The sequence below is a fragment of the Pseudoalteromonas sp. NFXS53 genome (assembly GCF_056629255.1).
This window is the reverse complement of sequence record NZ_JBWVBR010000010.1, coordinates 46,325-72,461: the sequence shown is the minus strand read 5'-3', so window position 1 is coordinate 72,461 and position 26,137 is coordinate 46,325. Positions and strand designations below refer to the sequence as shown.

The following is a 26,137-nucleotide window of genomic DNA, read 5'->3' as shown; positions in this document are numbered from 1 at the left end:
CTTTTAACCTCTCGCACTAAGCTAGAACTTTTTCTAATACACTGCGTAACCAATGGTTTTTATCATCTTGGTTTTTCACTTCAGGCCAGATCATCGCAATATCAAAATCAGCGACTGCTATCGGCGGCTCTAACATAGACAACCCTGCTTGCTCGGTGGCCAAAACTGCCATTTTCCTCGGCACAATCGCTATCAAGGCGCGCCCTTTAAGCAAGGTTTGAACGGTTAAAAAGTTGCGACTTGCCACAGTGACTTGTCGCGATAAACCATGCTCAGCCAAAGTTTTATCAATTTGTGTTGCCAGCTTGCCATCTGGACTCACTAAAGCATGCTCTACTTTTGCAAATGACTGCAAACTTAATTGACCATCGGCTGAGAAAATAGATGAGTCTAAAGCTGATAAATCTGCCAAACACACATGCTGTTCAGTATATAAATGTTGACTGCTAAAACCATCAGCCAAAAGAGGCATACTTCCGATAATGATGTCGAGTTTTTCTTGTTCTGAGATTTGCTCATAATTACTGCGATTCACATTTATCAAGCTGATCTGAGCATGAGGTGCTTGCGCTCGAATGGCATCATAAATCGCTGGCGCAAATATTAGTTCGGCGTAATCGGTTAACCCTATTCGACACACTCCTTGATAATGGCTGGGGGAAAATGGCTCACTTTGCAAAATCTGCCCAGAAACTGTGTCGAGCAACACGCTGATTTTAGGGGCTATCTGATGAGCGCGTTCGGTTGGGCACATTTGATGCCCTTTTCTTTCGAATAATGCATCACCTAAAAGCTGCCTTAATCGAGCAAGACTATGACTCATTGCCGATTGGCTCACACAAGCATGCTCCGCGGCAATACTGACGCTACGATGGCGGTACAGATACGAAAATGCCACCAGCAGATTTAAATCAATATGTCGCCACTGCAATTCTTCTTTGTCCATTTGTTTCTCTTGCCCATCAAATCCCAAATTATTCATAGTTAGCATAAATACTATTAATTTGAATCATGCTAAGTGAATTTTTACACTATGGGCATACTTATAACAACCTGATATTTTGCGTCTTGTGTATGCTTTCTATTTTTAAAACTTTTTTCTGGCTTGGCTGGATAAGCTTTGGCGGGCCAGCCGCTCACATCGGCTACTTTAGAAAAACCTTTGTCGAGAAGATGAAGTGGCTTGATGATAATGAATATGCACAAATCGTTGCGCTCAGTCAGTTTTTACCGGGCCCGGGCTCCAGCCAAGTCGGCTTTGCACTGGGTTATAAACGCGGCGGCCTGTTAGGGGCGTGTGCGGCATTTTTAGGTTTTACCCTGCCATCTATTCTGATCATGATAGGCTTAGCTCTACTTTCCAGCCAAGTCATGGATACCAGTGCTTTTCAAAATGTGGTGCATGGCTTAAAACTACTGGCCGTGGTCGTGGTTGCCGATGCCGCTTGGGGTATGTATAAAAACTTCTGTAAAAACACGCTATCAGTAAGCTTGTGTTTAATAACAGCAATCGCGCTATTGGTCATGCCAAGTATCATGATGCAAATCGCCGTATTGGTTTTTGCTGCTATTGTCGGCACACTGTTTTTACAATCAGAACAGAGCAATTTAACTGATGAGAAATCTACTCCTTTCAAGCCGAGTCTAGTCCCGCTGATTTTATTTATCGGCTTATTGCTAGGGTTACCATTTGCAGCACACCTTGCGCCAGAATTAGGCTTGTTTAATGACTTTTATCAAGCGGGCAGCTTGGTATTTGGTGGCGGCCATGTGGTACTACCGCTACTGCAAAATATCGTCGGAGATCAGCTCAGCCAAGATACATTTTTAACCGGCTACTCGGCCGCACAAGCGGTGCCTGGGCCTATGTTCACCTTCGCGACTTACATTGGCTATGAGCTACTACCAAGCAACCCAATTGCAGGCGCGCTCATTGCCACAGCGGCGGTGTTCCTTCCGGGCTTTTTATTATTATTAGCGGTATTAAAGAACTGGCAACAGCTTGCGCAAAAGCCAAAGGTTGCGGGTGCTTTAACGGGTGTTAACGCTGCTGTCGTTGGTCTACTTGCTGCGGCGCTATATCAACCTGTATTTATTAGTGCAATACTAAAGCCACTTGATATTGCCCTAGTGTTAGTGGGCTTTTACTTAATGAAACAGCTAAAACTGCCCATTATCTGGATGGTTGTTTTCTTTATGCTAGCGGGCTTTGCCACTGGCTTTATTTGATAATAAGCTGAGAAATAACGAGTTTTAACTTAAAAAAACGCACTGATCACTTCAGCGCGTTTTTTTCATTCTGGCTCTGACTTTATTCGAATGCCACGCTGCTGGCACAATCACAAATACCGCAATGAGTCCAAGTAGCCAAGCATAATGCTGGTTGATAAAAGATAAGTTCGTCATTTGCGCGGCGAGTTCGTTATTTGCTTGCTCAGCATACGCAATTGCGCCAATGGCACCGTTTACGGCAACTGCAAAGCCACCACTCACCGCCCCCTCCCATGCCAATGAAGACAAAGACGAAAATGCCTGATAGCCAATGGCTGAAGCGCCAAATGCCAACCCACCTATGGCCACCGTGCCTGCGGCTAATAATCCAATGCCTACAGCTCCTACACTTAAAATACCGAAAGAAATAATACCCACACAAATAGGCGCGACGGCAATCCCACCCCATGCAAACAGCACCCCATACGCTTTACTACCACCCGCAATCCAACCAACGGCGGGGTTGTCGGTTTGCTCAGGCATAGCAAATTGCATATGGATCAGGGGTACGCCGAATAAACGAATGGGACTAATATACTCTCTTTGCTTGGCATTGGGTTTATCTTGCTCTGCGCTAAAGGCATCAGGATTAAAAAGCCGCTCTTGTGCCCTTAATTGCTCCATAGCATTAAATGCGTGTTTCACTAACCAAAAATAAGCCGCAACAAACATAAATACGCTAAGATGCGCGACTAAGGTAATTTCATCCATGTAATTTTGCTGTGCAAAAGCAAGTGGTTTGAGTAATAACAAAACCCCAACAAACAGCGCAGCAACGAACATAAATAAGAACACGCTTTTTTTCACTAAACTTTTTTCTCGCTCAGTGCGAGACTGATCAAGGCTGGCTCTCAAACCAAAATACGCACTCACAAACCCAGATGCTGAGCCTAGCACGGCCATGATGCTGACAAAGTTAAACCCTGTGCCTGCTTTAAAAGCACCTAAACCTGCTGCCGCTTTGGCCGGTGGCGCTATGCCGCTGATCGCAGACATCACCGCAGAGGTAAAGGCCAGACCCGGTTTTGAATGTTTAAACGATACTTCAACGAGAGCAGTTACCGCCTCTTTCATCATCTTCCGACCTCGCGACAAGCGCTGCTTTACGGTGTCGAGGGATAAATCCAGTTCGCTGGCGACACGCTCAACAGATTGCTGCTCTCGGTAAAATAAAATCAGCGGTGCACGGTAGGTATCATCGAGCTGTTCAAGCACTTGCCACATTAAGGCTTGTTGCTGTGCTGAAATTGCATTGGCTTCAAGTTCAGCGTTTTCAGCGCCAATATGCTCTGCGTTTTCTAGCTGCTCAGAGTGTTTTTCTGCACTTGAGGCGTGCTTGCGATAATGATGACTTATCTTAAATTTAAGAATGCCACACAGCCAAGCCTTGAGTTTATTTGGGTCGTGCAAAGTATCGAGCTTTCTCCAAGCCTCAACAAATGCATCTTGCGCTAAATCTTCACTGTATTTGATATCTCCCACAGCTGAATAGGCCAATGAACAAAGTAGTGTTTGGTAGCGCGCTACTATTTCACAAAAAGCGTTTTTATTGCCGCCAAGCGCACGCATTACCAAAGCCGCATCATCAAATGTCTTATGTTTTTTTGCTGTATTAAACATGCCTCAAAGCCTGTTTTATCTTATTTGCTTTATAAGTGCCTGCTCTGCACAAAAGGTGACAACAAAAATTAAAAAATATTTTTGTGATTTATTTTGTCACCTTTTCAAACCACCCGGCACTTATTGATTAAACCAAGCAAAAACGCCACAGGCTTTTTGCAGTCAATAATCAACATAGAGAACACTAACATGACATTAAAACACTTTATAGAAGTCGTAAAACTTACCCTGCTAATTAGCTTCTCGCATTTAACTTGGGCTGGAGAGTCTCAAACACTGGTCGATGATTTTAATTCGGCCTCACAAAACAATATGGGCTTTGAAAGACTATTTATTGACGACACCAGTGCCGGCGGTAAAACCAAAACCGAGATAAGCGTTAGTAATGGCCTACTTTCAGCCAAGGGCGATATTGTACCACCTCGAGGTCAGCCGGGTTGGGCAAGTTCGGTATTGCCACTGAACGAATTTGGCAAACAGCTCGATGCCAGCCAATATCAGGGCATTGTGCTAAAAGTTAAAATCAACCAAGGTATGTTGTCGGTGTCAGCCAATAGCAGTGCGATTGATAACTTTGATTATCATGCACTTCCAGTGATGATCAAAGCGGATGGACAATTTCATACCGTCAAATTGCCTTTCAAAGACATGAAACGCGCATGGTCGGCACAAACACCACTAGACCCTAAAACCCTCAATAGCTTAAGTATTGTGGCGTTTAGCCTGCAACAAGCCAAATTCGATTATCAAATTGATGAAATTGGCTTTTATTAGTTCAGCACTTAGCAAGGCCTGAATACAGGCCTCTCCCCTCAATTTGAGAGATATAAAATGACGATCATAACCCGGTTGCACTATTTAGACGCAGTGCGTGCGTATGCTTTATTACTGGGCATTGTCTATCATGCCACTCTATCGTTTTTACCTATCTTCATCGGCTGGGCGGTGATGGATATCTCAACCAGTGACTGGGTGTCGGTGTTTGTGTTCATTAGCCACGCATTTCGCCTAGAGGTTTTCTTTCTCATTGCCGGTTTTTTCTCTTGTATGACAAGGCAAAAGGTCGGCATAAAACGATTTTTAACATCACGATTTACACGAATTGTGCTGCCGTTTTTACTAGGCTGGATATTGCTTAGGCCACTGCTGGTGTCCGGCTGGATAATGGGTGCTGATAGTATGCAAGGTGACGCGAATATAATCGCAGCTTTAGTGACAAGTTTTAGCGACTTTAAAGGCTTATCGATGAGTTTATTTGTCGGCACCCATTTATGGTTTTTGTATTACCTCACACTGGCCACTTTACTAACGTTATTAATCTACTTGCTCCATACTAAGCTTTCTCAATTAGCACCTAAGTTTAATGACTCAATGCGCGTTATTGTTTCACATACACTTACCAGCAAAGTCTTATACTTGCTTGTCATTCCTCTGACTGCTTTTTGCCTTTGGTATATGCAACACTGGGGGGTCGATACCCCAGATAAAAGCCTAATCCCACGATGGCCCGTGCTATGTTTATATGGTGGTTTCTTTTTGTTTGGCTGGGTATTGTTCAATCACCAGAATACATTTGCTGATTTTGCGAAGCTGAGCGCTTTTAAAGTAGGTGTTTGGTTATGCAGCTGTATCGCCGCAGTCATGCTCTCTCGTTATCAAATGCAATATATGCACGATCACTATCTGCAAATTAAAGTCGCCTTTGTAATAAGTTATGCAGTGATGATGTGGACCTCATGCATGCTGTTTATTGGTTTATTCAAGAAGTTTGCAAACAAACCAAATGCATTCACACAACAACTCGCAGACACCTCTTATGGGCTTTACTTAGTGCATTTACCTTTGGTTGTTTGGCTACAAGTGGCTGTGGCAGAGCTTAACTGGCCAATATTGCTAAAAATAACAGTCATTAGCCTGTGTAGCATTATTATTGGCTTTGCTTTGATAAAACTATTCAGAGAGTTTTATCATCAGCTAAAAAGCGCGGCCCTAAACAAAAAACGGCTATCCAATATAGAAATCGAACAAATTTCACCCAACAAGTAATCCATCACATTGTTTAAATCGTAACCTAATTTATACCAAAAAGATGAGAGGTGGTTATGCAAGCAAATGAATTAAAACGCGGTGAATGGGTGGAATATAATAATCATCCTGTAGAAGTGGTTGCCATTGATGCTCAGAAGCAACAGGCAACGGTATGGGATGAGCAAACTTCAACACATCAAACACTGAGTATTTCAGAGTTGAATGCAGACCCACAATGTCACTGCGACTCACACCTATATTACTAATTTCCCATAAGTCAGCATAGACATAGGATATGCTTTGCTGGCTACTTTTTTATTCAACCTATTGACTTAAATCATTATTCAGGTTGACTAAGCTAAGTAATGTTCAAAGGAATTCTGAAAGGATATTGTCATGAAATTAAGTCTCACCGCCGCATCATTGTTTTTATTATCGATCTCAACCACTACGCACGCATCTAAGCCACCTAAAAAACTATTAACAGACGTTCAATCTGATCCCAACACATTACAACTGATGGTTGGCTTTCCACCTCCTGTAGATAAACGTGTCACTTTGCCTGATTCTAACTTTTTTAGCTTTCCTAAACTTCGCTGGTCGGTTTGTCACATGCGTGAGCTACTTCCAACCGCCAGCATAGCGCGTAACCCTTACGCCTACACGCCGCTAAAATACACCTTATTACCGGGCATTGATGAACTGACATTTAAGCCTAGCAACAGTAATAAGCGAATGACTTGGCAACAAAGTTTGGCAGCGAATTACACTGATGGCATGCTGATTTTGCATAAAGGTAAAGTTGTATATGAACGCTATAGGGGCTGTTTAGATGAGCATATCAATCACGCTGCTATGTCGATGACCAAATCTTTAACCGGCCTAGTCGCTGAAATTCTTATCGCTCAAGGTAAATTAAACGATAAAGCACTCGTCAAAAACATTATCCCAGAGCTGACAAACTCCGCTTTTGGTGATGCCACAGTAAGACAAGTCATGGATATGACCACCGCACTCAAATATAGCGAGCATTATGCTGATCCTAAGGCCGATATTTGGCAGTACAGTTATGCAGCAAACCCACTGCCAAAACCTAAAGAATACACAGGCCCTGTCGGTTATTTTGAGTATTTACAAACCGTTCAAAAGCAAGGTCAGCATGGCGCAGCCTTTGGCTATAAAACTGTCAACTCAGACGTGCTAGGTTGGATAGTCTCTAGAGTGACGAACAAAAAATTCGACGAGTTAGCCAGCGAGCTGGTGTGGTCCAAAATTGGTGCAGAACACAATGCAGATATAACTGTTGATGGCTTAGGCACGCCTTTCGCCGGTGGTGGATTGAGTGCAACCTTAAGAGATTTAGCTCGCCTTGGGCTTGCCGTTGCAAATCAAGGTGCGATTGACGGTGTACAAGTTATTCCAGCAAAAGCGATAGCGAGTATTCAAACGGGCGGTGATAAAAAAGCTTTTTCAAAAGCAGGCTTTAGCTCAATGCCAAACGGCAGTTACCGCAGCATGTGGTGGCATTTTCACAATGAGAACGGCGCATTCGCTGCACGAGGCGTGCATGGGCAAACAATTTATATAGACCCAGCAGCCGAGATGGTCATTGTGCGATTAGCGTCACACCCTGTCGCTGCAAATGGTGTGATTGACCCAACTTCATTACCTGCCTATCAAGCCGTGGCTGACTTTTTAATGCAGCAGACTAAATAAAATTGAAGTTTAAAGTTGAGAGAGGATTTGGCTTATTTTGGCAAAGCCATTTTTAACGGTTACTTCATAAATCAAAGGAGTAAGCAGACGCTTACTCCTCACAGTGATTAGCGGAAGAATACTTCTACTTCACCTTTTGATTTGATCAGCATTGGCTGACCGAAACGGTCTAACGCCTTAGGTGCAGCTGTTTTGATCCAGCCTTCGCTGATGCAATACTCTTCAACATCGTTACGCTCTTTACCTTTAAAACGCACACCGATATCGTGCTGTAAAATCTCTTCATTGTAGAACTTGCTACGAGGATTAATTGAAAGGTGATCTGGAATTGCTGGTAAATCTGTCTTATCAGTCATAATCTTTTCTTAAATACAGTGTAAAAACTGGGCGTATTGTAGGTAATAGTCTGCAATGGCTCAATAAAAACTAAACTGAATAAGGAAATAAAATGCCCACAATGCTTACCAGCATAGGTTTACCTGTCGCGCTGATCTTAATTATGATTGGTGTCGGCATGAGTTTGACCCGAGATGACTTTACTCGGGTTTTCAAACAGCCTAAGAGTTTTTTAATTGGCGCAGGCTGCCAAATGTTATTACTACCATTGGTCGCGATTGCCATTATCGCTTTAACTGGCTTATCGGGCGAGTTAGCCATTGGCTTATTTATTTTATCTCTATGTCCTGGTGGCACAACATCAAACCTATACAGCTACCTAGCTAAAGGCGATGTTGGTTTATCTGTTTCACTTACGGCAGTCATTGGTTTTATCACCCCATTTACTATCCCGTTCTTGGCCACTTGGGCAATCGCATTTTATGGTGAGCAAGCTCAAAATTTTCAATTACCTCTTGTAAGCACTTGGTTCAAACTTCTTGCAGTGACCGTATTCCCGGTTTTAATAGGTATGGGGGTACGCGCTAAATGGCCTGTATTTGCCAATCGTACGCAAAATTACGTAAGTTGGTTTTCTGTAGCCATACTGACAATGGTGATTTTAAGTATTTGCATTAAGTTAGGCGATCAACTCATTGAGTTTATTCTTCTTGCAGGACCGGCGGCTGTTTTACTCAATATCGTCACTATGTCGTTAGGTTATTTGATTGGTCAAAAATTGCTTCATAACGATGCTCAGTCTCGCACCATTACCCTTGAAGTTGGGCTGCAAAACGGCACCCTAGCATTGCTCATCACCAGTACCATTTTAGAGAGTACGACAATGTCGATTGCACCGAGTATTTATAGCTTATTTATGTTTATCTCTGCAGGTTTATTTACTTACTTTGTCACCAAAAGGACTCACTAATTTATTGAAAAGCCACTGCACATTGTACAGTGGCTTATTGTGCGTATAAACGTTAAGAACGCACTTCGCTTTTTACAGGCTCAGCAAAGTCTGGTCGAGGTAACTTTTCTAGTACATAGTACAAGCCCATCACCACAACACACATAGCTGAACACGCTACAAATAGCCAAAATCCGCCAAACAAATCTAAGATAATACCGCCGCCAAGGGGCGCAAAGGCAAAGCCAAAATCGTAAAACGCCGACGCGCCAAAATAAGCTCCCCTTAAATTATCCGGTGCAATGCGGTCTATATGTACGTTCATCGTCGGGAATAAAATCGCCTCTGCTAAGCTCAGTACCACCACAGCACCAATCCAGCCCCAGAAGAAACTCGGCGCATTGAGTGCCATAAATACTTGTGAGCACATCAACAAAACCAAGCCAATTTGAATACGATGCACCAATTCAACCTTAGCCATGATCCGTAATAACAAAAACTGACAGGTGATGATCACCATGGCATTGGTAAATATCAGTGACGACACCAGCTCAAGTAACTTAGGTACATTCTCGCGCGTTAGGTATTGCACCAATGAACTGTCCATTTGCCCGTAAATAAACAAGCAGAATACATTGGCTAATATCAAACACTGAAGTAGGCGATCTTTGGCTAAAATAGCCAAAGTTTGCTTCATGCCAATACTTTCTTTTACTGGCTCATTATTCTCTAATTCTGCCGAACTTGTACCTTGGCTCTCTGTATATTGCTGCGTCTTTTTATGATGAGACCTTTTATGGTGGGACTTTTTATGATGAGAAAAGCCCCACACTAGCAGCCCTAATAAAAGTGCAAAGGCCACGGTTGTGATATAAAAACTCGACTGTTGGCCTGTTAAGCCCAACCAAACACCGGCAATCGGGCCAACCGCACAGCCCACATTTACGATGAAATACATACTCTGCATCGCCAATTCGCGAGTTTTGCTATCGTCAATAATGTCGCCAATGAGCGCCGAAGCCAGTGGCCGCCAAAGCGCCGTAGCAATTGAACACAAGGTGATCACGATGGCAAACATAGTGACGGTATCGGCCTCAGCCAATAGAGAAAAAGACACGATATAAAGCACACCCGTGGCATACATCACAGTTTGTCGACCTAGCTTGTCAGAGAGTGTGCTACCAATAAAACTGACAAAGACCGCCACCACGGCAGCAGTCGATAGGATCAGCCCAACCTCAGTCGCGCTTAAGGCAAATTTATCGTACAGAATAACCGCCAAAAACGGCCACACCATAAAGAAGCTCCCCCGAGTAATAAAGGAGCCAAAAAGTAATATCCACATAAGCAAAGGGAAATCCTTCACCCGTGAGAACGAGAGTTCACTGCTCATAATTAATTGTTCGCAAATAATAGTTAGCTTGACGCTGAAATTAATAAAAATGGAAGTGGGTGTTGGGGTGCCCTGAATTTTCATCATGACGCTTATTTATTCAGCTGTCACGATGAAAATTGGCTTTGAATTATATTGTTACAAATTAAGAGAGTTTGATTGTGATCAGCGCTGCTTGTTCTTCCAGTTATTAAATCTACTGTGTACGCCTCGTGTCAACGATGCCGAGTAATCTTCAAGCACATCAACACCATATAAAATACCAACCACCAATATCGAAAGCTTAATTGCAGCGAGTTCTCCCGCCACACTGATAGCGACACCAACCCCCGCAAGCACCCAAATCGTTGCAGCCGATGTCACACCGACCACAATGCCATCTTTGGCAAGCATTACACCGGCACCTAAAAAGCCCACGCCCGTCACGACTTGGCCTATGATCCGCGATGTATCAGTTACATCATTATTCAGTGAGTTCGACGCAGCGATAAACAAGTAGGTGCCAAGCACGATTAAAGAAGAGGTACGAATACCAACGGGTTTGCCTCGTAACTGTCGTTCTAAACCGACAATAAAGCCACATAAAATAGCGGTGCCTAATTCAGTCCAAGTAAAAGGGTCAATCGAGAATAACTCGGCAAGTGTGATGTTCAATGCTGTAAAAATCCTAACAGAAATAAGTGTAAATTAACGCCGCTATGCTAGCCCAATTTTCACTCATCACCTACAAAAATAATGCCTACTAGTAAAATTTAAAAAAACAACTTTAAAAACAGCATAAAAACAAAGTAAACTACTGATTTTTAACACATTAAAATAATTTCAAATAATCATTGCACAGGCCTTGTTTATCCTTAATAATTGCTCACTTTTTGTTTAAACCCGCTGTGATAAATTAAACTCGGGTACTTACTTTTTAGGAACTCAATGAGCGACCTACTCGCTATCAGCATCTTAATTTTCTTTGGTGCTTTATTTGCTATGTCTGAGATATCGATTGCTGCTGCGCGTAAAATAAAATTACGCGTCATGGTCGACGAAGGCAGCAAAAATGCCGAGACTGTATTGGCTTTACAAGAGCAACCGGGGCGATTCTTTGCGATGATCCAAATCGCACTTAATGCCATTGCTATTTTGGGCGGTATTATTGGTGAGCAAGCGCTGGCTCCCTACACATCAGAGTTAGTGTCAGTGTTTTATTCTGGGCCTTTACTTGGGCAGATCAGCTTTTTGCTGTCGTTTTTTATCATTACGTCACTGTTCATCTTATTTGCCGATTTATTACCAAAGCGTATTGCCATGATCATGCCCGAAGCGGTTGCCATTCGTGTAGTGAATTTAATGAATATGGTGACATTGGCCTTAACGCCATTCGTACTCATTTTTAATGGTTTAAGTAACCTAGTCTTGCGTATTTTCAAACTCCCCACTGAGCGAGAAGAAATTGTCACCACCGAAGATATCGTGGCGGTCATGGAAGCAGGTGCCCAAGATGGTACTTTGCAGCAACAGGAATACCATCTCATTGGCAGCGTGTTTGAACTAGACAGCCTCACACTGCCAAGTGTGATGACTACTCGCGAGGCTATTATTAGCTTTGATTTAAGCGACGATAATACAGTGATCAGTGCCGCAATTCAGGCTCATCCGCATAACCAGTTTTTAATTTGTGATGGTAGCTTAGACAAGCTCAAAGGCTATGTTGAATCGAAAGATATTTTACGTCAGTTGCTCAATGGCGAGAGTGTGCAATTAAGCGAAGAAATCGTAAAAAAAGACATACTTTATTTGCCTGATACACTCACGCTTTCAGAGGCTTTGAACGCCTTTAAAGGTGCTAATCAAACGTTTGCGGTGGTGGTCAATGAGTATGCGTTAGTGGTTGGTCTTGTCACCATGAAAGACTTGATCAGTAGCTTTATGGGCGACTTAGTCAGCTATAACTATGAAGAGCAAATTATTCAAAGAGACACTAACTCTTGGTTAGTTGCAGGTAATACACCCGTAATTGATGTGATAAAACAACTAAATATCAATCACTTCCCAGATATGGATCAGTACGAAACCATTGCAGGCTTTTTGATTTATGTGATGAAACGCATTCCAAAACGCACCGATAGTTTTATTCACGAAAGTTTTAAGTTTGAAGCTATAGATGTTGAAGGGGTTCGAGTTGAACAATTACTCATTACGCGTATTTTAGATAAAACTGATCAAAATACGGTTGATGAAATTAGCAGCTAAACAGTAAACAAATCAGCGACTAGCCCCTTGTTATAATAAGGGGCTAAATCTTTAAGTGAATTTAATACACTGAAAGTCCTTTATACCTGTGCTACTTTTTGTGGCCAAGGATCTTCGAAGGTGCCCCCGTTTCGCCAAAAATTCAATTCTTCATCGGTTAAAAAACAATTTTTGAGTGCCTTAATAAAATCCGCCGCTTCTTCTTTTTGTCCAATCACGGTTAAACGACAGCGCCTATCTCCAAACCGGCTCTCAATCTTATCTACCTTATTTTTTAGAATATCATAGTGTTCTTGCGTAAAGTTTTGAGTATCGTCATTGAGTATGGGCGCACGCCAAAAGCCAACGACTTCTAGCCCTACACTGCCATTGCTTTGGCTCCACAGTAATGACACATCATCGCGAGTCGGCAACCAAAAGAACCCCTTACTTCTAAATACCCCATGAGTCATATGATTATGACAAGTTTCCCACAAGCGCATAGGATGAAAAGGCCTATCATCACGTAAGACTTTTGCAATCAGCTTTTGATTCTTTTTGCCTGAGAGTGTGAGTGGCGTATTCACCGTAGCACGTAATTCATTAGTAAGTTGAGACACTAAATGGAAATTATAATCTTCAAAACCTTGGATATAATTTAAATCGACTTTGCCCCATTGCGCACTAGAAATGGCAGCATAAGGGTTGATGGGGTGAATTGCTTGAGCGACGGCCGCAACCGCTTTATCGGTTAATTTATCTGTTTTGGTTAAAAATACATTATTAGAAAATAGAATTTGCTCAGCCAGAATGTTTTCGATCCCTCGCCTCTGTGCATTCATATTATCTTGCCATCTCGGCATTAATTCTTTACCAAAATTGTAGTCCTCCTTTAACCAAGTCGCATCAACCAAAGTAATCACGCCTTTAAGCGCAAAGTCTTTATTATCTTTGAAAAACTCTATCAGGGGTAAAGGATGGCTACTCCCCGATGTTTCAATAATTATCCACGGTGGCCTAGCCTCATTCTTGAGTGTTTTTAAAGCCACTTTAAGCTCTTTAAGCCCTTTGCTACTACTAACACTATGACCGCTAATAGTTACAAAGTTGCCACTCTCATTACTGACTATTTCAGTGTTCATGATAAGTACTCCGTCAACGTCTAACTCACTCATATCATTGACGATAACACCCGGCACTTGCTGAGATTTATATGACTGGGATAGCAGACTGCGTAAAAGTGTTGTTTTTCCTGAGCCAAGAAAACCATGCAAAATTGTGACTGGAATAGACATGACAACTCACCTTAAAACTGAAGATACAATATAACATACCAAAAGTTAATTAAGGTGAGAAAGTGATTGCAAAGAAAGCCTTAATTAAATCAAGGCTTTTTTATTTTCTTCGGGTGCTTACGATTCGGATAACAAGTGGTACAAATTGGGCACACTAAACCGTGACAACTTCTCGCCTGACAATGCTCTCGGGCATAGTAGATGATCTGCAAATGTAAGTCGTTCCAAGTCTCTTTCGGAAATAAACGCTTTAAGTCTTTTTCGGTTTGCTCAACGCTGCGACCATTCGTTAAACCCCATCGCTGCGCTAAACGATGAATATGAGTGTCGACCGGAAACGAAGGTACACCAAAAGCCTGCGCCATCACGACCCCAGCGGTTTTATGACCCACGCCCGGCAGAGTTTCTAAAATAGCCATGTCTTCTGGTACCACACCGCCATGTTGCTCAACTAAAATCTCAGACAGACGTTTAATCGCTTTCGACTTTTGTGGAGACAGACCACAAGGGCGAATGATAGCTTGAATGTCTTCGACACTTTGTAGCGCCATATCGAACGGGTTATCTGCTAACTCCCACAATGCAGGCGTTACTTGGTTTACCCGTTCATCGGTACATTGCGCCGACAACAACACCGCCACCAGCAAGGTGTATGGGTCTTTATGATCTAAAGGAATTGGCGGATTTGGATAGCGCTTTTGCAGCTCAGACAAAATATAATCAACACGTTCTTGTTTTAATAAGTTTTTTACTTCCACCATTTGCTCTTTTTGTTGGCACGACGTGAGGGCATTATAAAAGCTCTGGCAGGTTCATCAAGCAAGAGCGCTGCTTAGGTTGCTTCCAATTGCTTCTCTTTTATCTATAAAATACTTATGGCAGACTTACAGGTCAGATCTCTTAGAAAAAATAGGCAACGTCGTGCAATTTACCGGTACTGAAAACTACATCGCATCTGACTCTCTTAAGCTTGCAGTAAATGCAGCAATCACGCTAGAAAAACCATTATTAATCAAAGGTGAGCCAGGTACAGGTAAAACCATGCTTGCCGAAGAATTAGCAAAAGCACTTGATACTGAGCTTATTCAGTGGCACATCAAGTCAACCACTAAAGCACAGCAAGGCCTTTATGAGTATGACGCTGTATCACGTTTACGTGATAGCCAACTTGGCGACGATCGCGTTCACGACATCAGCAACTACATTGTGAAAGGCAAACTTTGGCAGGCGTTTACCGCCGAAAAGCGCCCAATTCTACTCATTGATGAAATTGACAAAGCAGACATTGAATTCCCCAATGACTTGCTTTTAGAGCTCGATAAAATGGAATTCTATGTATATGAAACACAAGAAGTTGTTAAAGCTAAACAACGTCCGATTGTGATTATCACTTCTAACAATGAAAAAGAGTTGCCGGATGCATTTCTTCGCAGATGTTTCTTCCACTATATCAACTTCCCAACACCTGAAGAAATGGCCAGCATCATTGATGTGCACCACCCAAATATCAAACAAGAGTTAGTGCAAACCGCACTCAGCGTGTTCTTCAACTTGCGCGAAGTAAATGGCTTACGTAAAAAACCATCGACCAGTGAATTAATCGATTGGCTGAAATTATTACTAGCCGAAGACATCGATGCCAAAACACTGCACGATAAAACCCACAAAGGCGGATTAATGCCTTTATTTGGCGCACTGCTTAAAAACGAGCAAGATGTCAGCCTATTAGAAAAGTTGGCGTTTATGGCCAAGCGCGGTTAACCCATGCTGATCGACTTTTTCTTCACCTTAAAAAAGTATCGCGCAAAGGCCAGCTTGCGCGAACTACTCGATTTAATTAACGCCTTAAAGCAACAGGTGGTATTTGCCGACATCGACGGCTTTTATGAGCTTGCCAAATTGTGCTTAGTCAAAGATGAAACCCAATTCGATAAATTCGACCGCGCTTTTGCCGAGTATTTTGAAGGCGTTGAAAGCATCGATATTTTTAGTCAATTACAGCAGCATAACTTGCCCAGTGATTGGCTAAGAAAAGAGTTTGAAAAACAGCTCAGTGAAGAAGAAAAAGCGCAGCTTAAATCACTTGGTGGCCTAGACAAACTCATGGAAACCCTTGCCGAGCGTTTGAAAGAGCAACAAAAGCGACATGCTGGCGGCAACAAATGGGTTGGCACGGGCGGCACTTCGCCGTTTGGTGCCTATGGCTATAATCCAGAAGGTATTCGCATAGGTCAAGATGGCAACCGCCATCGTCGTGCTGTGAAAGTTTGGGACAAACGTCAGTTTAAAAACCTCGACCAAGATGCCGATATCAGCTCTCGCACTATGAAGCTGGCGCTCAAAAAACTGCGCAAATTCGCCCGCAGTGGCGAAAGTGACGAACTCGATTTAAACCACACCATCGAAGCCACTGCCAAGCAAGGCGGTATGCTCGACGTAAGAATGCAGCCGCAGCGTCACAATGCCGTCAAAGTACTGATGTTTTTTGATATCGGCGGTTCGATGGACGATTACATTCACACCTGTGAAGAGTTATTCAGTGCTGCGCATAGTGAATTTAAGCACTTAGAGTTTTTCTACTTTCATAACTGCCTTTATGAACACGTTTGGCAAGACAATGAACGCCGCTTTCAAAATGTGCTCGACACCATGACAGTGATCAACCGCTTTGGCTCAGATTACAAAGTGATTTTTGTCGGTGATGCCACCATGGGTCCTTATGAAATTAACTACCCCGGCGGCAGCGTTGAGCATTGGAATGAAGAGCCTGGCAGTGCGTGGCTAAAACGCATCACCAATCATTTTGACAATGTCGTTTGGCTAAACCCACAACCCGTGGATTATTGGCGTTACTATCATTCTATCGACATCATTTATGAGCTAATGGATAAACGCATGTATCCGCTGACGTTAGATGGTATTGGACAGGCAATTAAGGCGCTGGGTTAGTCTGGTTCCCTTGCTGGCAACAAGTCTTCTAAAAAGAACGCCGAGAGTTCTGAACGACCACTGAGGCCTGCTTTTGCATAGATAGACATAGACTGGGCACGGGCGGTTTTTTCGCTTGTGCCTCTAAGCTCAGCAAGCTCTTTTAAACTAATGCCTTTTAACAATAAAAACGCCACTTCTCGCTCTGCGGGAGTCAATTGCCAAAGAGTTAATTGCTCATCGATTAAAATCGATAAACCATCTAAATAGGTTTTAGACTTCTCGCGCCACAATTCGGCCTCGGCTCGGTAATCTTTCGCCAGCGCCCGCTCTGACTGTAAGTCTTGTTTCAGCTGAACAATGTCTTTAAAAATATACGCAATACCAATGAGCGCCATAACCCCCGCAGCTCCCTCAATAACAAGATGCCACAGTGCCACACCTTCTTTTAAATCGGTCGAGAGATCTACTGCGATTAATACCGTAATTATTAACAAGGTAGACAGTAAAATCAGACGGTCTTTACGAGTCATAAGCTTCTCTATTCATGCTCATCATTTTCGTAGTGCTCATCATGCGCTTTGTGCTCGTCAGTTTCAAACTCTGATAACTGCCAAGTTACCCCAAAAATTGAAGTTATACGCGTGTGTGGATCAAATTGTGCTATCAAAGTCGTGGTAAATAGCAAAGTAGCCACTAAGCACAGCACGCCCAAAATGGTAAATGTGGCCACAGGTTTAGTGTCATCTGATACCGATTTTTCACCGCTTACCATACTTTTACCAATGGGATCTCGATATTTAATGGTGTGCAGCGCAATGCCACATAAATGCAATACCACCACCAGCATAAACACATTGGCGCATAACTCGTGCACCTCTTCAATCACCTCATTAAATGGTCCATTGGTCATCAAAAAGCCTGTTACACCTAAACAGGCCGCTAATATCATCATAGTGATTGCCGCCCAGCTCGAAGCAGGATTATGCCCCACAGAGTGCGAATTACTGCCACTCAGCGCTCCTTTCAAGTAATGAATTAACGCGGATGGGTTTAAATTAAAATCAGTAAACTTGGCGTGTTTAGTGCCTACAAAACCCCAAATAACACGCCAGATAAGCGCCATGCACATGGTTGCGCCTGCGATCATGTGATACGAAAAAGTGGCTTGCTCATCGTCTATGGTATTAGCAAGGGTAAAAGCGGTTAAAAAGCCAAAGGCAAAAAGCCAATGAAAGACTCTTGTGGGTAAATCATACACGCGGATCATCGTGCTCGCTCCAACAGTAAAAATCGATATTGAAGATAAGCATCAAAATCTAAAATTACATGGAGCAAATGTCTTAGACTGGCCTATTGGGCAAATGACCTATAAAAATTAACGAGCATTTTTATATAGTTAGCGGGTTGCGGGTTGCGGGTTGCGGGTTGCGGCAATAATAAGTCGCGTTAATGTGAGAAGCCACTGTGTAAGACTCATTATGGGCAAACAAAATCACTTCTCATTAGCTGGTGGCAGGGTGTAATTAGTGACGCTTTTTAACCCCATAACGCACCATGTCTTTGCCATTTTCGTATACGTCTTGCGATACCCAACGACCAAGTAGTAATTGATGTTTATCATCTAGCACAGCAATAAAAGGACGACCATTGCTGTTATTGGTTGCTAAAGCTACACCTTCAACATTGGTTAGTCCTAAACCACCGTTTTCAACCAATAATAAGAAAGCTTCAAGTTCTGATAATGTTTCGATGATATCGTTATCTTTAATCATGTTTTAATACTCAAAATACTGAATATGCATAGGATAACAGGTGTTTTCAGAAGTATAAATTAGTAGGGGTTTTGAGTATCGATATGAGCCTGTTTGCTACAGGCTCGGTTTGAATGAAATCCATTTTCTAATAACTATCTTAATGAGACACTCTTTACATCACTGTACAGTCTTTTTGGTCAGTCACATAGCAGGTTTCTGTTACCACACATTTTTTATCACGACTACACCACTCAGTGATCTTCACACCACCGGCAACTTGAGGAGTTGCTTGCAGGTGTAAAGCTGAATCTTTTGATAATGATTTAAGTGGTTTCTTTTGTAATTTTAATTTCATGTTTTTTCCTTAAAAAGTAATTACCCGTGTTGGGTAACTAACAAATTATTGGAATAAGTTGAGTGAGTCAATCAAATGCAACATCTACTTACTTAATTTACAAAGTAAAAACAATTTACCAGCTATCACCATCTGAAAATCGTTTTAGCTCAGTATTTAGACTTGAATTTTTAATTTGAAAAGATAGATTGTCATTTCCGAGCCTAAAAAAGGTCCAGGCATTTTTTAATAAAAGGATATTAAAATGACATTTAAAACATTGATGATCGCATCAGCTACATTCTTTATTTCAGCAACATCAGCAGGCGAAAGCCTTGAGCATGGCTCTCAAAAATTATCCAAAAAAACTTTTTATGAAGTACTTTGCCATGACGCAAACACACATCGACTAATTTTTAGAAGTATTCGCAACAACGCCTTTGATGCAGAGATTGACTACAGTACATGTGAATTTATGGGTGGCATGGCAAGTTTAGCTACAGGTCAAAGATAATTAACATAATTTAATTGAGTAGGCATATAAATGCTTACTCTTTTTCCTTCGCATCAAAACAATACTTATCAACTGATTTTTGATGCGCTTTAATTGCACTTTTATCCTGCTCTTCTATTGCTAATTTGTGGTCAAATTGCGCTTTCAAGCAACGTTGTTTGAGCGTTTTATTCTGTTTATTCAACGCTTTGTTACTTTCAGCACAATGCTGTGAACCTGTAATTAAAAAGCAATTTACTTCAGGATCTGCACTGCATCCGCTGAGGGTTAACATAAATAAGATAACAAAGGTCGTCAAACGGCTCATTTTTCATTCTTTCCTTAAAATTGATAATTGAGTTAAACTGAAACGTAGTTCACATAAAGTATGTCATACGACTTGCAGGTAAACTGTTAAATTATGTACAAGCATGCTTTTAAATTTACTTCTCGTTATGATTAGGGCCAAAGCAAATGCACTTAGTGAAAGCATGTTTGATACTTTTACTAATAACCACACATTTCACCCAAGCACAGACACAACCAATAAAAGCGTGTATTGACGATCATCCTCCCTATCAGGTACTCGAACCTTCACCTTCTGGTATACACATTGATGCTCTGAAGGTGCTTGCCACAGTGCTAAATAAAGAGATTACATTTATAAAGTCACCTAACTTTGCCCGCTGTGTGGCTTTCTTAGAAAGTGGAGAAGTAGATGTCGTTGCGGGTTTAAGTCCAACAACATCTAGAAAGCAGTTTGCGTTTTTCTCGCCTTTCAAAGCAGCCGATCAATTACGTGTGATCTCAAAAAAACAAATCAGAGTTACAAAATATGAAGACCTTTACGGAAAAATTATCGGCGTCGCAAGAGGTGAAAGCTACTTCCCACGTTTCGATAAAGACACATCCCTAGACAAGATCTCAATTCAAAATGCCAGAGTGGGCTTTTCATTATTGCTCAAAGACCGCATCGATATTCTTATGGTCAGCCCCGAAAAGTTTGCTTCTCTATCGAAAGAACAAGACCTCTCGACATTATGGATTTCACCTATCTCGTTAGATAAAGCAAGAGCCAAAGAAACCTTCTTTGGCTTTAGTAAAAAGCATAAGCTTAATATGTCTAATGCAGAATTAATCAGAATCGTTGATAAAGCGTATGAAGCTGGCGCATTTAAGCCAATTTATTAAACCCTTTAACGCTGCGCTTTTTACCATTTAAAAAGGTACCTATAAATGTACTTCTTACAAAAAGGTGATAACTCAAAATAGACAAAACAAAAGTCACTAATATCGATACGTTGAACTTAATAAACACATTGAATGAAGTGTTGATTAAAGCAAATTGAATAATCATCAAAATAGGAAGGTGAATAAGGTAAACCCAGTAAGAAGCATCTGAAAGGTAGCGACTTAAATTATTTGGCTTATTTAACCACTTGTAACCTGACAGATAGCATACTGCAGTCCAACTAAGAATGGCCAAGGTTTGCATCACAACTAAAAACACATCGACTTCAACATCCACTACCCCACCATTGTTTAGAGCCGTTACCACATCTTCTATCGCCAACGGAGCTGGCAAATGGGCAAAATAAAAGTAGCTGCTCACAACGGCAATAAGTAACAGCCAAACGAGTTGTTTTTCATACCTTTGGATCACACTATGGTGATGAAAAAAGCTTGCGCCAACCAAAAACAATACCCCGTAAAAGCCATATGACCATAATTGAGGAAAAAGCTTATCTGGTGGAGGAAATGGGATCATCTGCTGCGACATAGAAACCCCAACAACAAAAGGTAACACCGCAATAAGAAAGATAGGGCGACTTATAAAGCCCATGATAGCTTGGTAGCCCCTTTGCCATTTAGACAGCAACCAAAACACAAAACAGAACTGAAACAAATTAAATAAGAACCATAAATGCATGGTGCTAATGGTCGGCGATTCAACTAACTCGAACAACTCAAAAATGGGCGGGCGGTATTGCACAAAAGACGCCGCCCAAAATGAGATTGCTAGAGTTGAACCTAGAATTATGGGCAGAAACACTAAGAAAGGTAAAAATACCCGCTTAAAACGATTGAAGAGGTAGTTATTCTCTCCTCTTAAATTGACTAATAAAGCCCCGCAAAAACCAGCAATAACAAAGAATAAGGGCATTCTGAATAAATGCGTCCACTTAGCTATAAAATCAAAAACTATATGGTTAGTCACATCAGACGTGAGCCAGATATTTTGAAACGATGCGCCGTAGGCAAGCGCCGCATGAAATACAATGCCGAGTAATAATGCCATGGTGCGAAGGTTATCAATATAGTGATATCGAGTGTGTTTAATCATATTTTCATCCTTGGTAGTTTTCACGAGTTTACCTCATAAGAGGTACAAAATTATAAGTCACTATAAGTAATTCACGTAACGAAATGTTTCGAGATGAAACACTAAAAAACGCGTTTTATCTGCTTGGTGAAGTCGATGACTTTAACGTACACTGCTGCAGTGCTTTAGTTACTAATATGAGGTTTCTGTGACGCAGCAAGAAAACAAACCAAGTGGGTTTTTCAGTCAACTTTTATTCAACATCATAGTGCCCGTTATCATCCTGACTCGCTTTTCAGGTGAAGAACACCTCGGGCCAAGCCTAGGTGTTGCGGTAGCACTTGCCTTTCCTCTAGGGTTTGGTCTTTGGGAATTAAAAAAAGTCGGTAAATTTAGTTTTATTTCTATCTTAGGTATCGTTTCTGTCTTATTGACTGGCGGGATCAGCTTATTAGAGCTTGATGTTAAATACATCGCCATTAAAGAAGCTTTGGTACCGGGTTTAATCGCAATCGCGATTTTTGTCAGCCAACACACTAAGTACCCGCTTTTAAAAACTATGTTGTTTAACCAAAATACCCTCGATGTGGCCCGTATAGAAAAAGCACTCGCAGAAAAAGGTAACTTAGAGAAGTTACCCAAGATACAAACTACAGCATCGAATATTCTGGGCGGTTCTTTTTTGTTTTCTTCTGCGATGAATTACATCTTAGCGAAAATGATTGTCGTGAGCCCAACTGGCACTGAAGCTTTTAACAATGAACTTGGTAGGATGACGGCGCTTAGCTACCCAGTGATAGCCATTCCAAGCATGATTTTATTTTTTGTGGCACTCTATTATTTACTTAACTCAATCAAAAAACTATCAGGGTTATCTCTAGAAGAGATGTTTCCCGATAACTAACTTCTTTTAAGAATAAGCTGTTATCTATGACGTGTATGAATTTTATTCACCCACGTCATAATTCAACTATCCCCTTTTAGATTCAGCAACTTAACAATCACTTCCCTAAGTGTAAAACTCATACCACGCCTTCATATGTACCTAAAAAGATTAACTTCTGTATGCTAATCATCTGATATTTATGTTTTTAAGGAAAATTATGCGTTCGCCATTTACCGCACTATGTCTATTAATATCCGCGACTTTAACAAATGACTTATTCGCACACGAAGCTCCACCCGCCTTACCCGAAGCAGTTCAAGAAATATATCCTGCAGTTTATAAGAATAAGATTTGGGTTGCTGGCGGCATTTCTTCAACCCTGCCTGCTGAACAAGGCAATATGACCGCCAAAGTACATTTTTGGTCAACCGAAGAAAAGCAATGGCAACAAGCCCCTAGCCTACCTGAAGGTCGACATCATACTTATCTTCAAGCTGCAGCAGGAAAGCTGTTTGCTTTTGGCGGCTTTATAAACTCAGCACAAGGGCAATGGCTGAATACAGCTGATGTGTTATTACTCGATGAAACAAAAAATACATGGATCAAAGTTGCCGAGATCCCTATCCCTTTGAGTGAAACGGTTGGAACTGTTATCAAGGGTAAAATTCATTTGGCAGGCGGAAGAAGCCCACAAAAAAACCAAAATGGACAATGGCAACACAGTACGGATACCGCCGCCCACTTTGTTTTTGATCCACTAAATTATACGTTTACACACGCAAAACCACTGCCTAGTCCTCGCAATAGCGCAGCGACGGTAACAAGCAAGCATGGCTGGGTGGTTATCGGTGGCCGACAAATGGGTGGAAGCAATTTGTCAGAAGTTTTACTTTACAACGCCAAGCTTGATACTTGGCAACCCTTAGCGCATTTACCTGAACCAAGAGCCGGACATGCAGCAACAATCATCAATGAGAGTATTTACGTGTTTGGTGGTGAACATCACAGCGGCGTTTATCAAAACATTCTAAAATACGATTTAAAAACAGATGCTTGGCACAGCATATCAAAGTGGCCAGCGGCCCTTCATGGTTTAGGCGCGGTAACGCTTTATGGCACACCATGGCTGATAGGGGGTGCACGTAATAGTGGCTTAGCTAACACAAGTAATGTACTGCTTGATGCCAATAAAGTGATAACGCCTCAAAAGTTATAGTCAGGATATTGTTAAGTTGTATTTTTTTCATTTGCCAAAGTTCGATTTTTACCGATAAGTTTTTTAACGTTTTATTTACAAGGAATAATTATGAAACTACAAATCAAAAAGCAGTCACTTAAACAACTTTCACAAAAATCTTTGAGTAATGACCAAACAGCAAAAATTGCTGCGGGTTATTTCACGCCAGATCCATATTCTTGGCAAATGTGCCCGACTCACCCTGCGCTTTGTCAAAGTGCGCAAATCACGCAATGCTGGAAAGATTAAGGCATAGCAACTCAATATCTCATATTAATTAGATGATTAAATTTAAATTAATGAAAATTTAGAATCGTGCAGTAGCACGATTCTTTTATTTACCCCGCCCCTTCCTAACCCATTCTCCTGATATCAAAAAGTACCTTTATTAGAAAAATTCATTTCCAAACTCATATAGATAACGGTAGGTTATTTACAATTATTTTACACGAGGTGTATCAAGGATTGATGATCGTACTCTACCTTGTTTTTACCGAGCCTAAAGTCTGAATTGTCGTTTTTATTCCGAGTTTAGGTTGCTAACTCGCCTGCAAATAATTGCATGGCATTAAAACAACAAAAGGAATTAATAACATGTTGAAAATATCAAACACCCTAGTTGCAGCAGTTGCAATGGGCCTTTCATCACTCGCTTCAGGCAGTGCATTAGCGAGCAGTGGTGACCTTATGGTTAACCAACCCAATGGGGTCGTTGTCGGTTATTGGCATAACTGGTGTGATGGCGCAGGGTACAAAGGTGGTAATGCGCCTTGTGTGACGCTAGAGCAAGTAAACAGCCAGTATAACGTTGTGAACGTCTCATTTATGAAGGTGTATGACCTTTCAGAGGGGCGTATCCCGACTTTTAAACTCGACCCCAAAATTGGGCTGTCCGAGCAAGCTTTTATCGCTCAAATTGCGAAACTAAATAGCCAAGGCCGCAGTGTGTTGCTTGCCCTTGGTGGTGCTGATGCATTAATTGGCCTCAAAACCGGTGACGAGCAAGCATTCGCCGATGAGATCATCCGCTTGACTGATAAGTTTGGCTTTGATGGTTTAGACATCGACCTTGAACAAACAGCAGTGACTGCTGACGATAACCAAACCGTGATCCCTGCGGCACTGCGTCTTGTTAAAGACCACTATGCTGCGCAAGGCAAAAACTTTTTGGTGACCATGGCACCCGAATTCCCCTATTTAACACAAGCGGGTAAATACATTCCTTACATCACTGCATTAAATGGTTATTACGATTGGATCAACCCACAGTTTTACAACCAAGGAGGTGACGGCGTGTATGTTGATGGTGTGGGTTGGATAGCACAAACCAACGAATCGCTAAAACAAGAGTTTATTTACTATATGTCTGACTCTCTTTCGAACGGGACTCGTGGCTTCCATCAAATCCCGCACGATAAACTGGTTTTTGGTATTCCAACCAATAATGACGCTGCAGCATCGGGCTATATTCAAAACCCAAATAATCTGTACAACGCATTTAATCAGTTAAAACAGCAAGGCCAGCCACTTAAAGGGGTGATGACTTGGTCAGTAAACTGGGACATGGGAACCAACGCGGCTGGCGCAGCCTACAACCAAAGCTTTATTAAAAGCTATGGCCCATTTATTCATGGTCAAGTGATTGAGCCGCCAAAGAATGCGCCAGTATTCAGCGGTGTGAGTAATGCGCGTGTTCGCCAAGGTGATGTGTTCAATGTACTCGCAGGTGTCAGTGCTACCGATAAAGAAGATGGCAACTTAACCAATAACATTATCGTTTCAGGCAATGTCGATACTTCAACAACAGGCCAATACGTATTGGTATATAGCGTAAGTGACTCTGCTGGCAACGAAACCAAGGCAACTAGAACAGTAGAAGTGTACAGCAACAAGCCTGTGTTTAGTGGTGTTAGCGATGTGCAACTGGCAATTGGCTCAAGCTTCAATGCACTCGCGGGTGTCACAGCAGTTGATGAAGAAGATGGTGATTTAACAGCGAATATCACTGTTACAGGCAGCGTTGATACAAATACAGCAGGCCAATATCAACTGACTTATAGTGTGTCTGATAGTGCGCAGCAAACAACGACGGTAAGTCGAACAATTACCGTATCTGATACTTCATGTGCACAGCCATGGGATCGCAATACCGTGTATTTAGCAAACCAACTTGTCAGCCACAAAGGCGACATTTACAAAGCGGGTTGGTGGACGAAAGGCGAAGAGCCTGGCACAACAGGTCAATGGGGTGTTTGGCAGTTAGCGAATAACGCTTGCCAGTTATAACTAAATAACCAAATTTAAGGCTAATTGATCTGTTTATTAAGCCATTCATAGTGCTAAGTTTT

At 41.9% G+C, this 26,137-nt stretch carries 28 protein-coding genes; 15 read left to right on the top strand and 13 right to left on the bottom strand.

All coding sequences use genetic code 11. The annotated features are described in order from the left end of the window. Positions 1-16 precede the first annotated feature (16 nt). A complete protein-coding gene (locus AC1HJP_RS12250) occupies positions 17-991 on the bottom strand; it encodes a LysR family transcriptional regulator (protein WP_480362069.1) in 975 nt (324 codons plus the stop codon). A gap of 83 nt (positions 992-1,074) precedes the next feature. Here AC1HJP_RS12250 and chrA point away from each other — a divergent pair, with 83 nt between their 5' ends. Next, positions 1,075-2,229: a chromate efflux transporter gene (gene chrA, locus AC1HJP_RS12245; RefSeq protein ID WP_480362068.1), complete on the top strand. Its 1,155-nt coding sequence runs from the start codon at positions 1,075-1,077 to the stop codon at positions 2,227-2,229. Between the two features lie 51 nt (positions 2,230-2,280). Here chrA and AC1HJP_RS12240 read toward each other — a convergent pair whose 3' ends face one another. Beyond that, positions 2,281-3,891, bottom strand: a complete 1,611-nt coding sequence (locus AC1HJP_RS12240; protein WP_480362067.1) for an RNA polymerase sigma factor — start codon at positions 3,889-3,891, stop codon at positions 2,281-2,283. 189 nt (positions 3,892-4,080) lie between these two features. On the opposite strand from AC1HJP_RS12240, the gene AC1HJP_RS12235 reads away from it, so the two are divergent. From AC1HJP_RS12235 to AC1HJP_RS12220, 4 genes are all read left to right on the top strand, one after another. Further along, a complete protein-coding gene (locus AC1HJP_RS12235; protein ID WP_480362066.1) occupies positions 4,081-4,665 on the top strand; it encodes a CIA30 family protein in 585 nt (194 codons plus the stop codon). Positions 4,666-4,722: 57 nt separating this feature from the next. Continuing rightward, positions 4,723-5,937, top strand: coding sequence for an acyltransferase family protein (locus AC1HJP_RS12230; RefSeq protein ID WP_480362065.1), 1,215 nt, complete (start codon positions 4,723-4,725; stop codon positions 5,935-5,937). 56 nt (positions 5,938-5,993) lie between these two features. Next, positions 5,994-6,185: a hypothetical protein gene (locus tag AC1HJP_RS12225; RefSeq protein ID WP_421963692.1), complete on the top strand. Its 192-nt coding sequence runs from the start codon at positions 5,994-5,996 to the stop codon at positions 6,183-6,185. A gap of 130 nt (positions 6,186-6,315) precedes the next feature. Next, entirely contained in the window at positions 6,316-7,635 is a 1,320-nt protein-coding gene (locus AC1HJP_RS12220; RefSeq protein ID WP_480362064.1) for a serine hydrolase domain-containing protein, read from the top strand. A 107-nt stretch (positions 7,636-7,742) separates the two neighbouring features. Here the strand turns inward: AC1HJP_RS12220 and AC1HJP_RS12215 are convergent, their stop codons facing one another. After that, complete coding sequence (locus AC1HJP_RS12215; RefSeq protein ID WP_058028947.1) at positions 7,743-7,991, bottom strand: DUF3297 family protein; 249 nt, start codon at positions 7,989-7,991, stop codon at positions 7,743-7,745. A gap of 92 nt (positions 7,992-8,083) precedes the next feature. On the opposite strand from AC1HJP_RS12215, the gene AC1HJP_RS12210 reads away from it, so the two are divergent. Then, positions 8,084-8,941 carry a bile acid:sodium symporter family protein gene (locus tag AC1HJP_RS12210; RefSeq protein WP_480362063.1) on the top strand — a complete coding sequence of 286 codons (858 nt, stop codon included), beginning with the start codon at positions 8,084-8,086 and terminating at the stop codon, positions 8,939-8,941. Between the two features lie 52 nt (positions 8,942-8,993). Here the strand turns inward: AC1HJP_RS12210 and AC1HJP_RS12205 are convergent, their stop codons facing one another. Then, positions 8,994-10,313 carry an MDR family MFS transporter gene (locus AC1HJP_RS12205; protein ID WP_480362062.1) on the bottom strand — a complete coding sequence of 440 codons (1,320 nt, stop codon included), beginning with the start codon at positions 10,311-10,313 and terminating at the stop codon, positions 8,994-8,996. Positions 10,314-10,478: 165 nt separating this feature from the next. Beyond that, positions 10,479-10,961 (bottom strand): MgtC/SapB family protein, encoded by a 483-nt coding sequence (locus tag AC1HJP_RS12200; protein WP_480362131.1) that lies wholly within the window; start codon positions 10,959-10,961, stop codon positions 10,479-10,481. A 279-nt stretch (positions 10,962-11,240) separates the two neighbouring features. Between AC1HJP_RS12200 and paeA the strand changes: the two genes are divergently transcribed. Next, complete coding sequence (gene paeA / locus AC1HJP_RS12195) at positions 11,241-12,557, top strand: polyamine export protein PaeA (protein ID WP_480362061.1); 1,317 nt, start codon at positions 11,241-11,243, stop codon at positions 12,555-12,557. Between the two features lie 80 nt (positions 12,558-12,637). Here the strand turns inward: paeA and AC1HJP_RS12190 are convergent, their stop codons facing one another. Both AC1HJP_RS12190 and nth read right to left on the bottom strand, forming a co-directional pair. Next, positions 12,638-13,831, bottom strand: a complete 1,194-nt coding sequence (locus AC1HJP_RS12190; RefSeq protein ID WP_480362060.1) for a CobW family GTP-binding protein — start codon at positions 13,829-13,831, stop codon at positions 12,638-12,640. 89 nt (positions 13,832-13,920) lie between these two features. Next, on the bottom strand, positions 13,921-14,592 hold the full coding sequence (gene nth, locus AC1HJP_RS12185; protein ID WP_421963687.1) for an endonuclease III: 672 nt from the start codon (positions 14,590-14,592) through the stop codon (positions 13,921-13,923). A 160-nt stretch (positions 14,593-14,752) separates the two neighbouring features. On the opposite strand from nth, the gene AC1HJP_RS12180 reads away from it, so the two are divergent. Next, on the top strand, positions 14,753-15,592 hold the full coding sequence (locus AC1HJP_RS12180) for an AAA family ATPase (protein WP_480362059.1): 840 nt from the start codon (positions 14,753-14,755) through the stop codon (positions 15,590-15,592). A 3-nt stretch (positions 15,593-15,595) separates the two neighbouring features. Next, positions 15,596-16,780, top strand: a complete 1,185-nt coding sequence (locus AC1HJP_RS12175; protein WP_480362058.1) for a vWA domain-containing protein — start codon at positions 15,596-15,598, stop codon at positions 16,778-16,780. Here AC1HJP_RS12175 and AC1HJP_RS12170 read toward each other — a convergent pair. The 4 genes from AC1HJP_RS12170 to AC1HJP_RS12155 all read right to left on the bottom strand — a co-directional run bounded on the left by AC1HJP_RS12170 (position 16,777) and on the right by AC1HJP_RS12155 (position 18,871). Further along, positions 16,777-17,292, bottom strand: a complete 516-nt coding sequence (locus AC1HJP_RS12170; protein ID WP_480362057.1) for a helix-turn-helix transcriptional regulator — start codon at positions 17,290-17,292, stop codon at positions 16,777-16,779. The genes AC1HJP_RS12175 and AC1HJP_RS12170 overlap by 4 nt on opposite strands. Positions 17,293-17,300: 8 nt before the next feature. After that, a complete protein-coding gene (locus tag AC1HJP_RS12165; protein WP_480362056.1) occupies positions 17,301-18,029 on the bottom strand; it encodes a cytochrome b/b6 domain-containing protein in 729 nt (242 codons plus the stop codon). Positions 18,030-18,285: 256 nt separating this feature from the next. Beyond that, positions 18,286-18,534: a hypothetical protein gene (locus AC1HJP_RS12160; protein WP_480362055.1), complete on the bottom strand. Its 249-nt coding sequence runs from the start codon at positions 18,532-18,534 to the stop codon at positions 18,286-18,288. A 154-nt stretch (positions 18,535-18,688) separates the two neighbouring features. Continuing rightward, on the bottom strand, positions 18,689-18,871 hold the full coding sequence (locus tag AC1HJP_RS12155) for a hypothetical protein (RefSeq protein ID WP_480362054.1): 183 nt from the start codon (positions 18,869-18,871) through the stop codon (positions 18,689-18,691). 244 nt (positions 18,872-19,115) lie between these two features. Here AC1HJP_RS12155 and AC1HJP_RS12150 point away from each other — a divergent pair, with 244 nt between their 5' ends. Further along, a complete protein-coding gene (locus tag AC1HJP_RS12150; protein WP_480362053.1) occupies positions 19,116-19,364 on the top strand; it encodes a hypothetical protein in 249 nt (82 codons plus the stop codon). 34 nt (positions 19,365-19,398) lie between these two features. Here AC1HJP_RS12150 and AC1HJP_RS12145 read toward each other — a convergent pair whose 3' ends face one another. Beyond that, complete coding sequence (locus AC1HJP_RS12145; protein ID WP_480362052.1) at positions 19,399-19,671, bottom strand: hypothetical protein; 273 nt, start codon at positions 19,669-19,671, stop codon at positions 19,399-19,401. Positions 19,672-19,817: 146 nt separating this feature from the next. On the opposite strand from AC1HJP_RS12145, the gene AC1HJP_RS12140 reads away from it, so the two are divergent. Beyond that, a complete protein-coding gene (locus AC1HJP_RS12140) occupies positions 19,818-20,534 on the top strand; it encodes a substrate-binding periplasmic protein (protein ID WP_480362051.1) in 717 nt (238 codons plus the stop codon). On the opposite strand, the gene AC1HJP_RS12135 is transcribed toward AC1HJP_RS12140, so the two are convergent. Next, positions 20,518-21,687 carry an acyltransferase family protein gene (locus tag AC1HJP_RS12135; protein WP_480362050.1) on the bottom strand — a complete coding sequence of 390 codons (1,170 nt, stop codon included), beginning with the start codon at positions 21,685-21,687 and terminating at the stop codon, positions 20,518-20,520. The genes AC1HJP_RS12140 and AC1HJP_RS12135 overlap by 17 nt on opposite strands. 187 nt (positions 21,688-21,874) lie before the next feature. Here AC1HJP_RS12135 and AC1HJP_RS12130 point away from each other — a divergent pair, with 187 nt between their 5' ends. The 4 genes from AC1HJP_RS12130 to AC1HJP_RS12115 all read left to right on the top strand — a co-directional run bounded on the left by AC1HJP_RS12130 (position 21,875) and on the right by AC1HJP_RS12115 (position 26,075). Then, on the top strand, positions 21,875-22,570 hold the full coding sequence (locus AC1HJP_RS12130) for a VC0807 family protein (protein WP_480362049.1): 696 nt from the start codon (positions 21,875-21,877) through the stop codon (positions 22,568-22,570). 199 nt (positions 22,571-22,769) lie between these two features. After that, a complete protein-coding gene (locus AC1HJP_RS12125) occupies positions 22,770-23,768 on the top strand; it encodes a Kelch repeat-containing protein (RefSeq protein WP_480362048.1) in 999 nt (332 codons plus the stop codon). Positions 23,769-23,858: 90 nt separating this feature from the next. Beyond that, positions 23,859-24,038, top strand: a complete 180-nt coding sequence (locus tag AC1HJP_RS12120) for a hypothetical protein (protein WP_138479997.1) — start codon at positions 23,859-23,861, stop codon at positions 24,036-24,038. Positions 24,039-24,383: 345 nt separating this feature from the next. After that, the gene (locus AC1HJP_RS12115) at positions 24,384-26,075 is read left to right on the top strand and encodes an immunoglobulin-like domain-containing protein (RefSeq protein WP_480362047.1); all 1,692 of its coding nucleotides are present in this window, start codon (positions 24,384-24,386) and stop codon (positions 26,073-26,075) included. Positions 26,076-26,137 lie beyond the last annotated feature (62 nt).

Bases quoted from the DNA above. Each gene is read 5' to 3' on its own strand.
- AC1HJP_RS12250 (WP_480362069.1), bottom strand. From the start codon at position 991: ATGCTAACTATGAATAATTTGGGATTTGATGGGCAAGAGAAACAAATG.
- chrA (WP_480362068.1), top strand. From the start codon at position 1,075: ATGCTTTCTATTTTTAAAACTTTTTTCTGGCTTGGCTGGATAAGCTTT.
- AC1HJP_RS12240 (WP_480362067.1), bottom strand. From the start codon at position 3,891: ATGTTTAATACAGCAAAAAAACATAAGACATTTGATGATGCGGCTTTG.
- AC1HJP_RS12235 (WP_480362066.1), top strand. From the start codon at position 4,081: ATGACATTAAAACACTTTATAGAAGTCGTAAAACTTACCCTGCTAATT.
- AC1HJP_RS12230 (WP_480362065.1), top strand. From the start codon at position 4,723: ATGACGATCATAACCCGGTTGCACTATTTAGACGCAGTGCGTGCGTAT.
- AC1HJP_RS12225 (WP_421963692.1), top strand. From the start codon at position 5,994: ATGCAAGCAAATGAATTAAAACGCGGTGAATGGGTGGAATATAATAAT.
- AC1HJP_RS12220 (WP_480362064.1), top strand. From the start codon at position 6,316: ATGAAATTAAGTCTCACCGCCGCATCATTGTTTTTATTATCGATCTCA.
- AC1HJP_RS12215 (WP_058028947.1), bottom strand. From the start codon at position 7,991: ATGACTGATAAGACAGATTTACCAGCAATTCCAGATCACCTTTCAATT.
- AC1HJP_RS12210 (WP_480362063.1), top strand. From the start codon at position 8,084: ATGCCCACAATGCTTACCAGCATAGGTTTACCTGTCGCGCTGATCTTA.
- AC1HJP_RS12205 (WP_480362062.1), bottom strand. From the start codon at position 10,313: ATGAGCAGTGAACTCTCGTTCTCACGGGTGAAGGATTTCCCTTTGCTT.
- paeA (WP_480362061.1), top strand. From the start codon at position 11,241: ATGAGCGACCTACTCGCTATCAGCATCTTAATTTTCTTTGGTGCTTTA.
- AC1HJP_RS12190 (WP_480362060.1), bottom strand. From the start codon at position 13,831: ATGTCTATTCCAGTCACAATTTTGCATGGTTTTCTTGGCTCAGGAAAA.
- nth (WP_421963687.1), bottom strand. From the start codon at position 14,592: ATGGTGGAAGTAAAAAACTTATTAAAACAAGAACGTGTTGATTATATT.
- AC1HJP_RS12175 (WP_480362058.1), top strand. From the start codon at position 15,596: ATGCTGATCGACTTTTTCTTCACCTTAAAAAAGTATCGCGCAAAGGCC.
- AC1HJP_RS12170 (WP_480362057.1), bottom strand. From the start codon at position 17,292: ATGACTCGTAAAGACCGTCTGATTTTACTGTCTACCTTGTTAATAATT.
- AC1HJP_RS12165 (WP_480362056.1), bottom strand. From the start codon at position 18,029: ATGATCCGCGTGTATGATTTACCCACAAGAGTCTTTCATTGGCTTTTT.
- AC1HJP_RS12160 (WP_480362055.1), bottom strand. From the start codon at position 18,534: ATGATTAAAGATAACGATATCATCGAAACATTATCAGAACTTGAAGCT.
- AC1HJP_RS12155 (WP_480362054.1), bottom strand. From the start codon at position 18,871: ATGAAATTAAAATTACAAAAGAAACCACTTAAATCATTATCAAAAGAT.
- AC1HJP_RS12150 (WP_480362053.1), top strand. From the start codon at position 19,116: ATGACATTTAAAACATTGATGATCGCATCAGCTACATTCTTTATTTCA.
- AC1HJP_RS12145 (WP_480362052.1), bottom strand. From the start codon at position 19,671: ATGAGCCGTTTGACGACCTTTGTTATCTTATTTATGTTAACCCTCAGC.
- AC1HJP_RS12140 (WP_480362051.1), top strand. From the start codon at position 19,818: ATGCACTTAGTGAAAGCATGTTTGATACTTTTACTAATAACCACACAT.
- AC1HJP_RS12135 (WP_480362050.1), bottom strand. From the start codon at position 21,687: ATGATTAAACACACTCGATATCACTATATTGATAACCTTCGCACCATG.
- AC1HJP_RS12125 (WP_480362048.1), top strand. From the start codon at position 22,770: ATGCGTTCGCCATTTACCGCACTATGTCTATTAATATCCGCGACTTTA.
- AC1HJP_RS12120 (WP_138479997.1), top strand. From the start codon at position 23,859: ATGAAACTACAAATCAAAAAGCAGTCACTTAAACAACTTTCACAAAAA.
- AC1HJP_RS12115 (WP_480362047.1), top strand. From the start codon at position 24,384: ATGTTGAAAATATCAAACACCCTAGTTGCAGCAGTTGCAATGGGCCTT.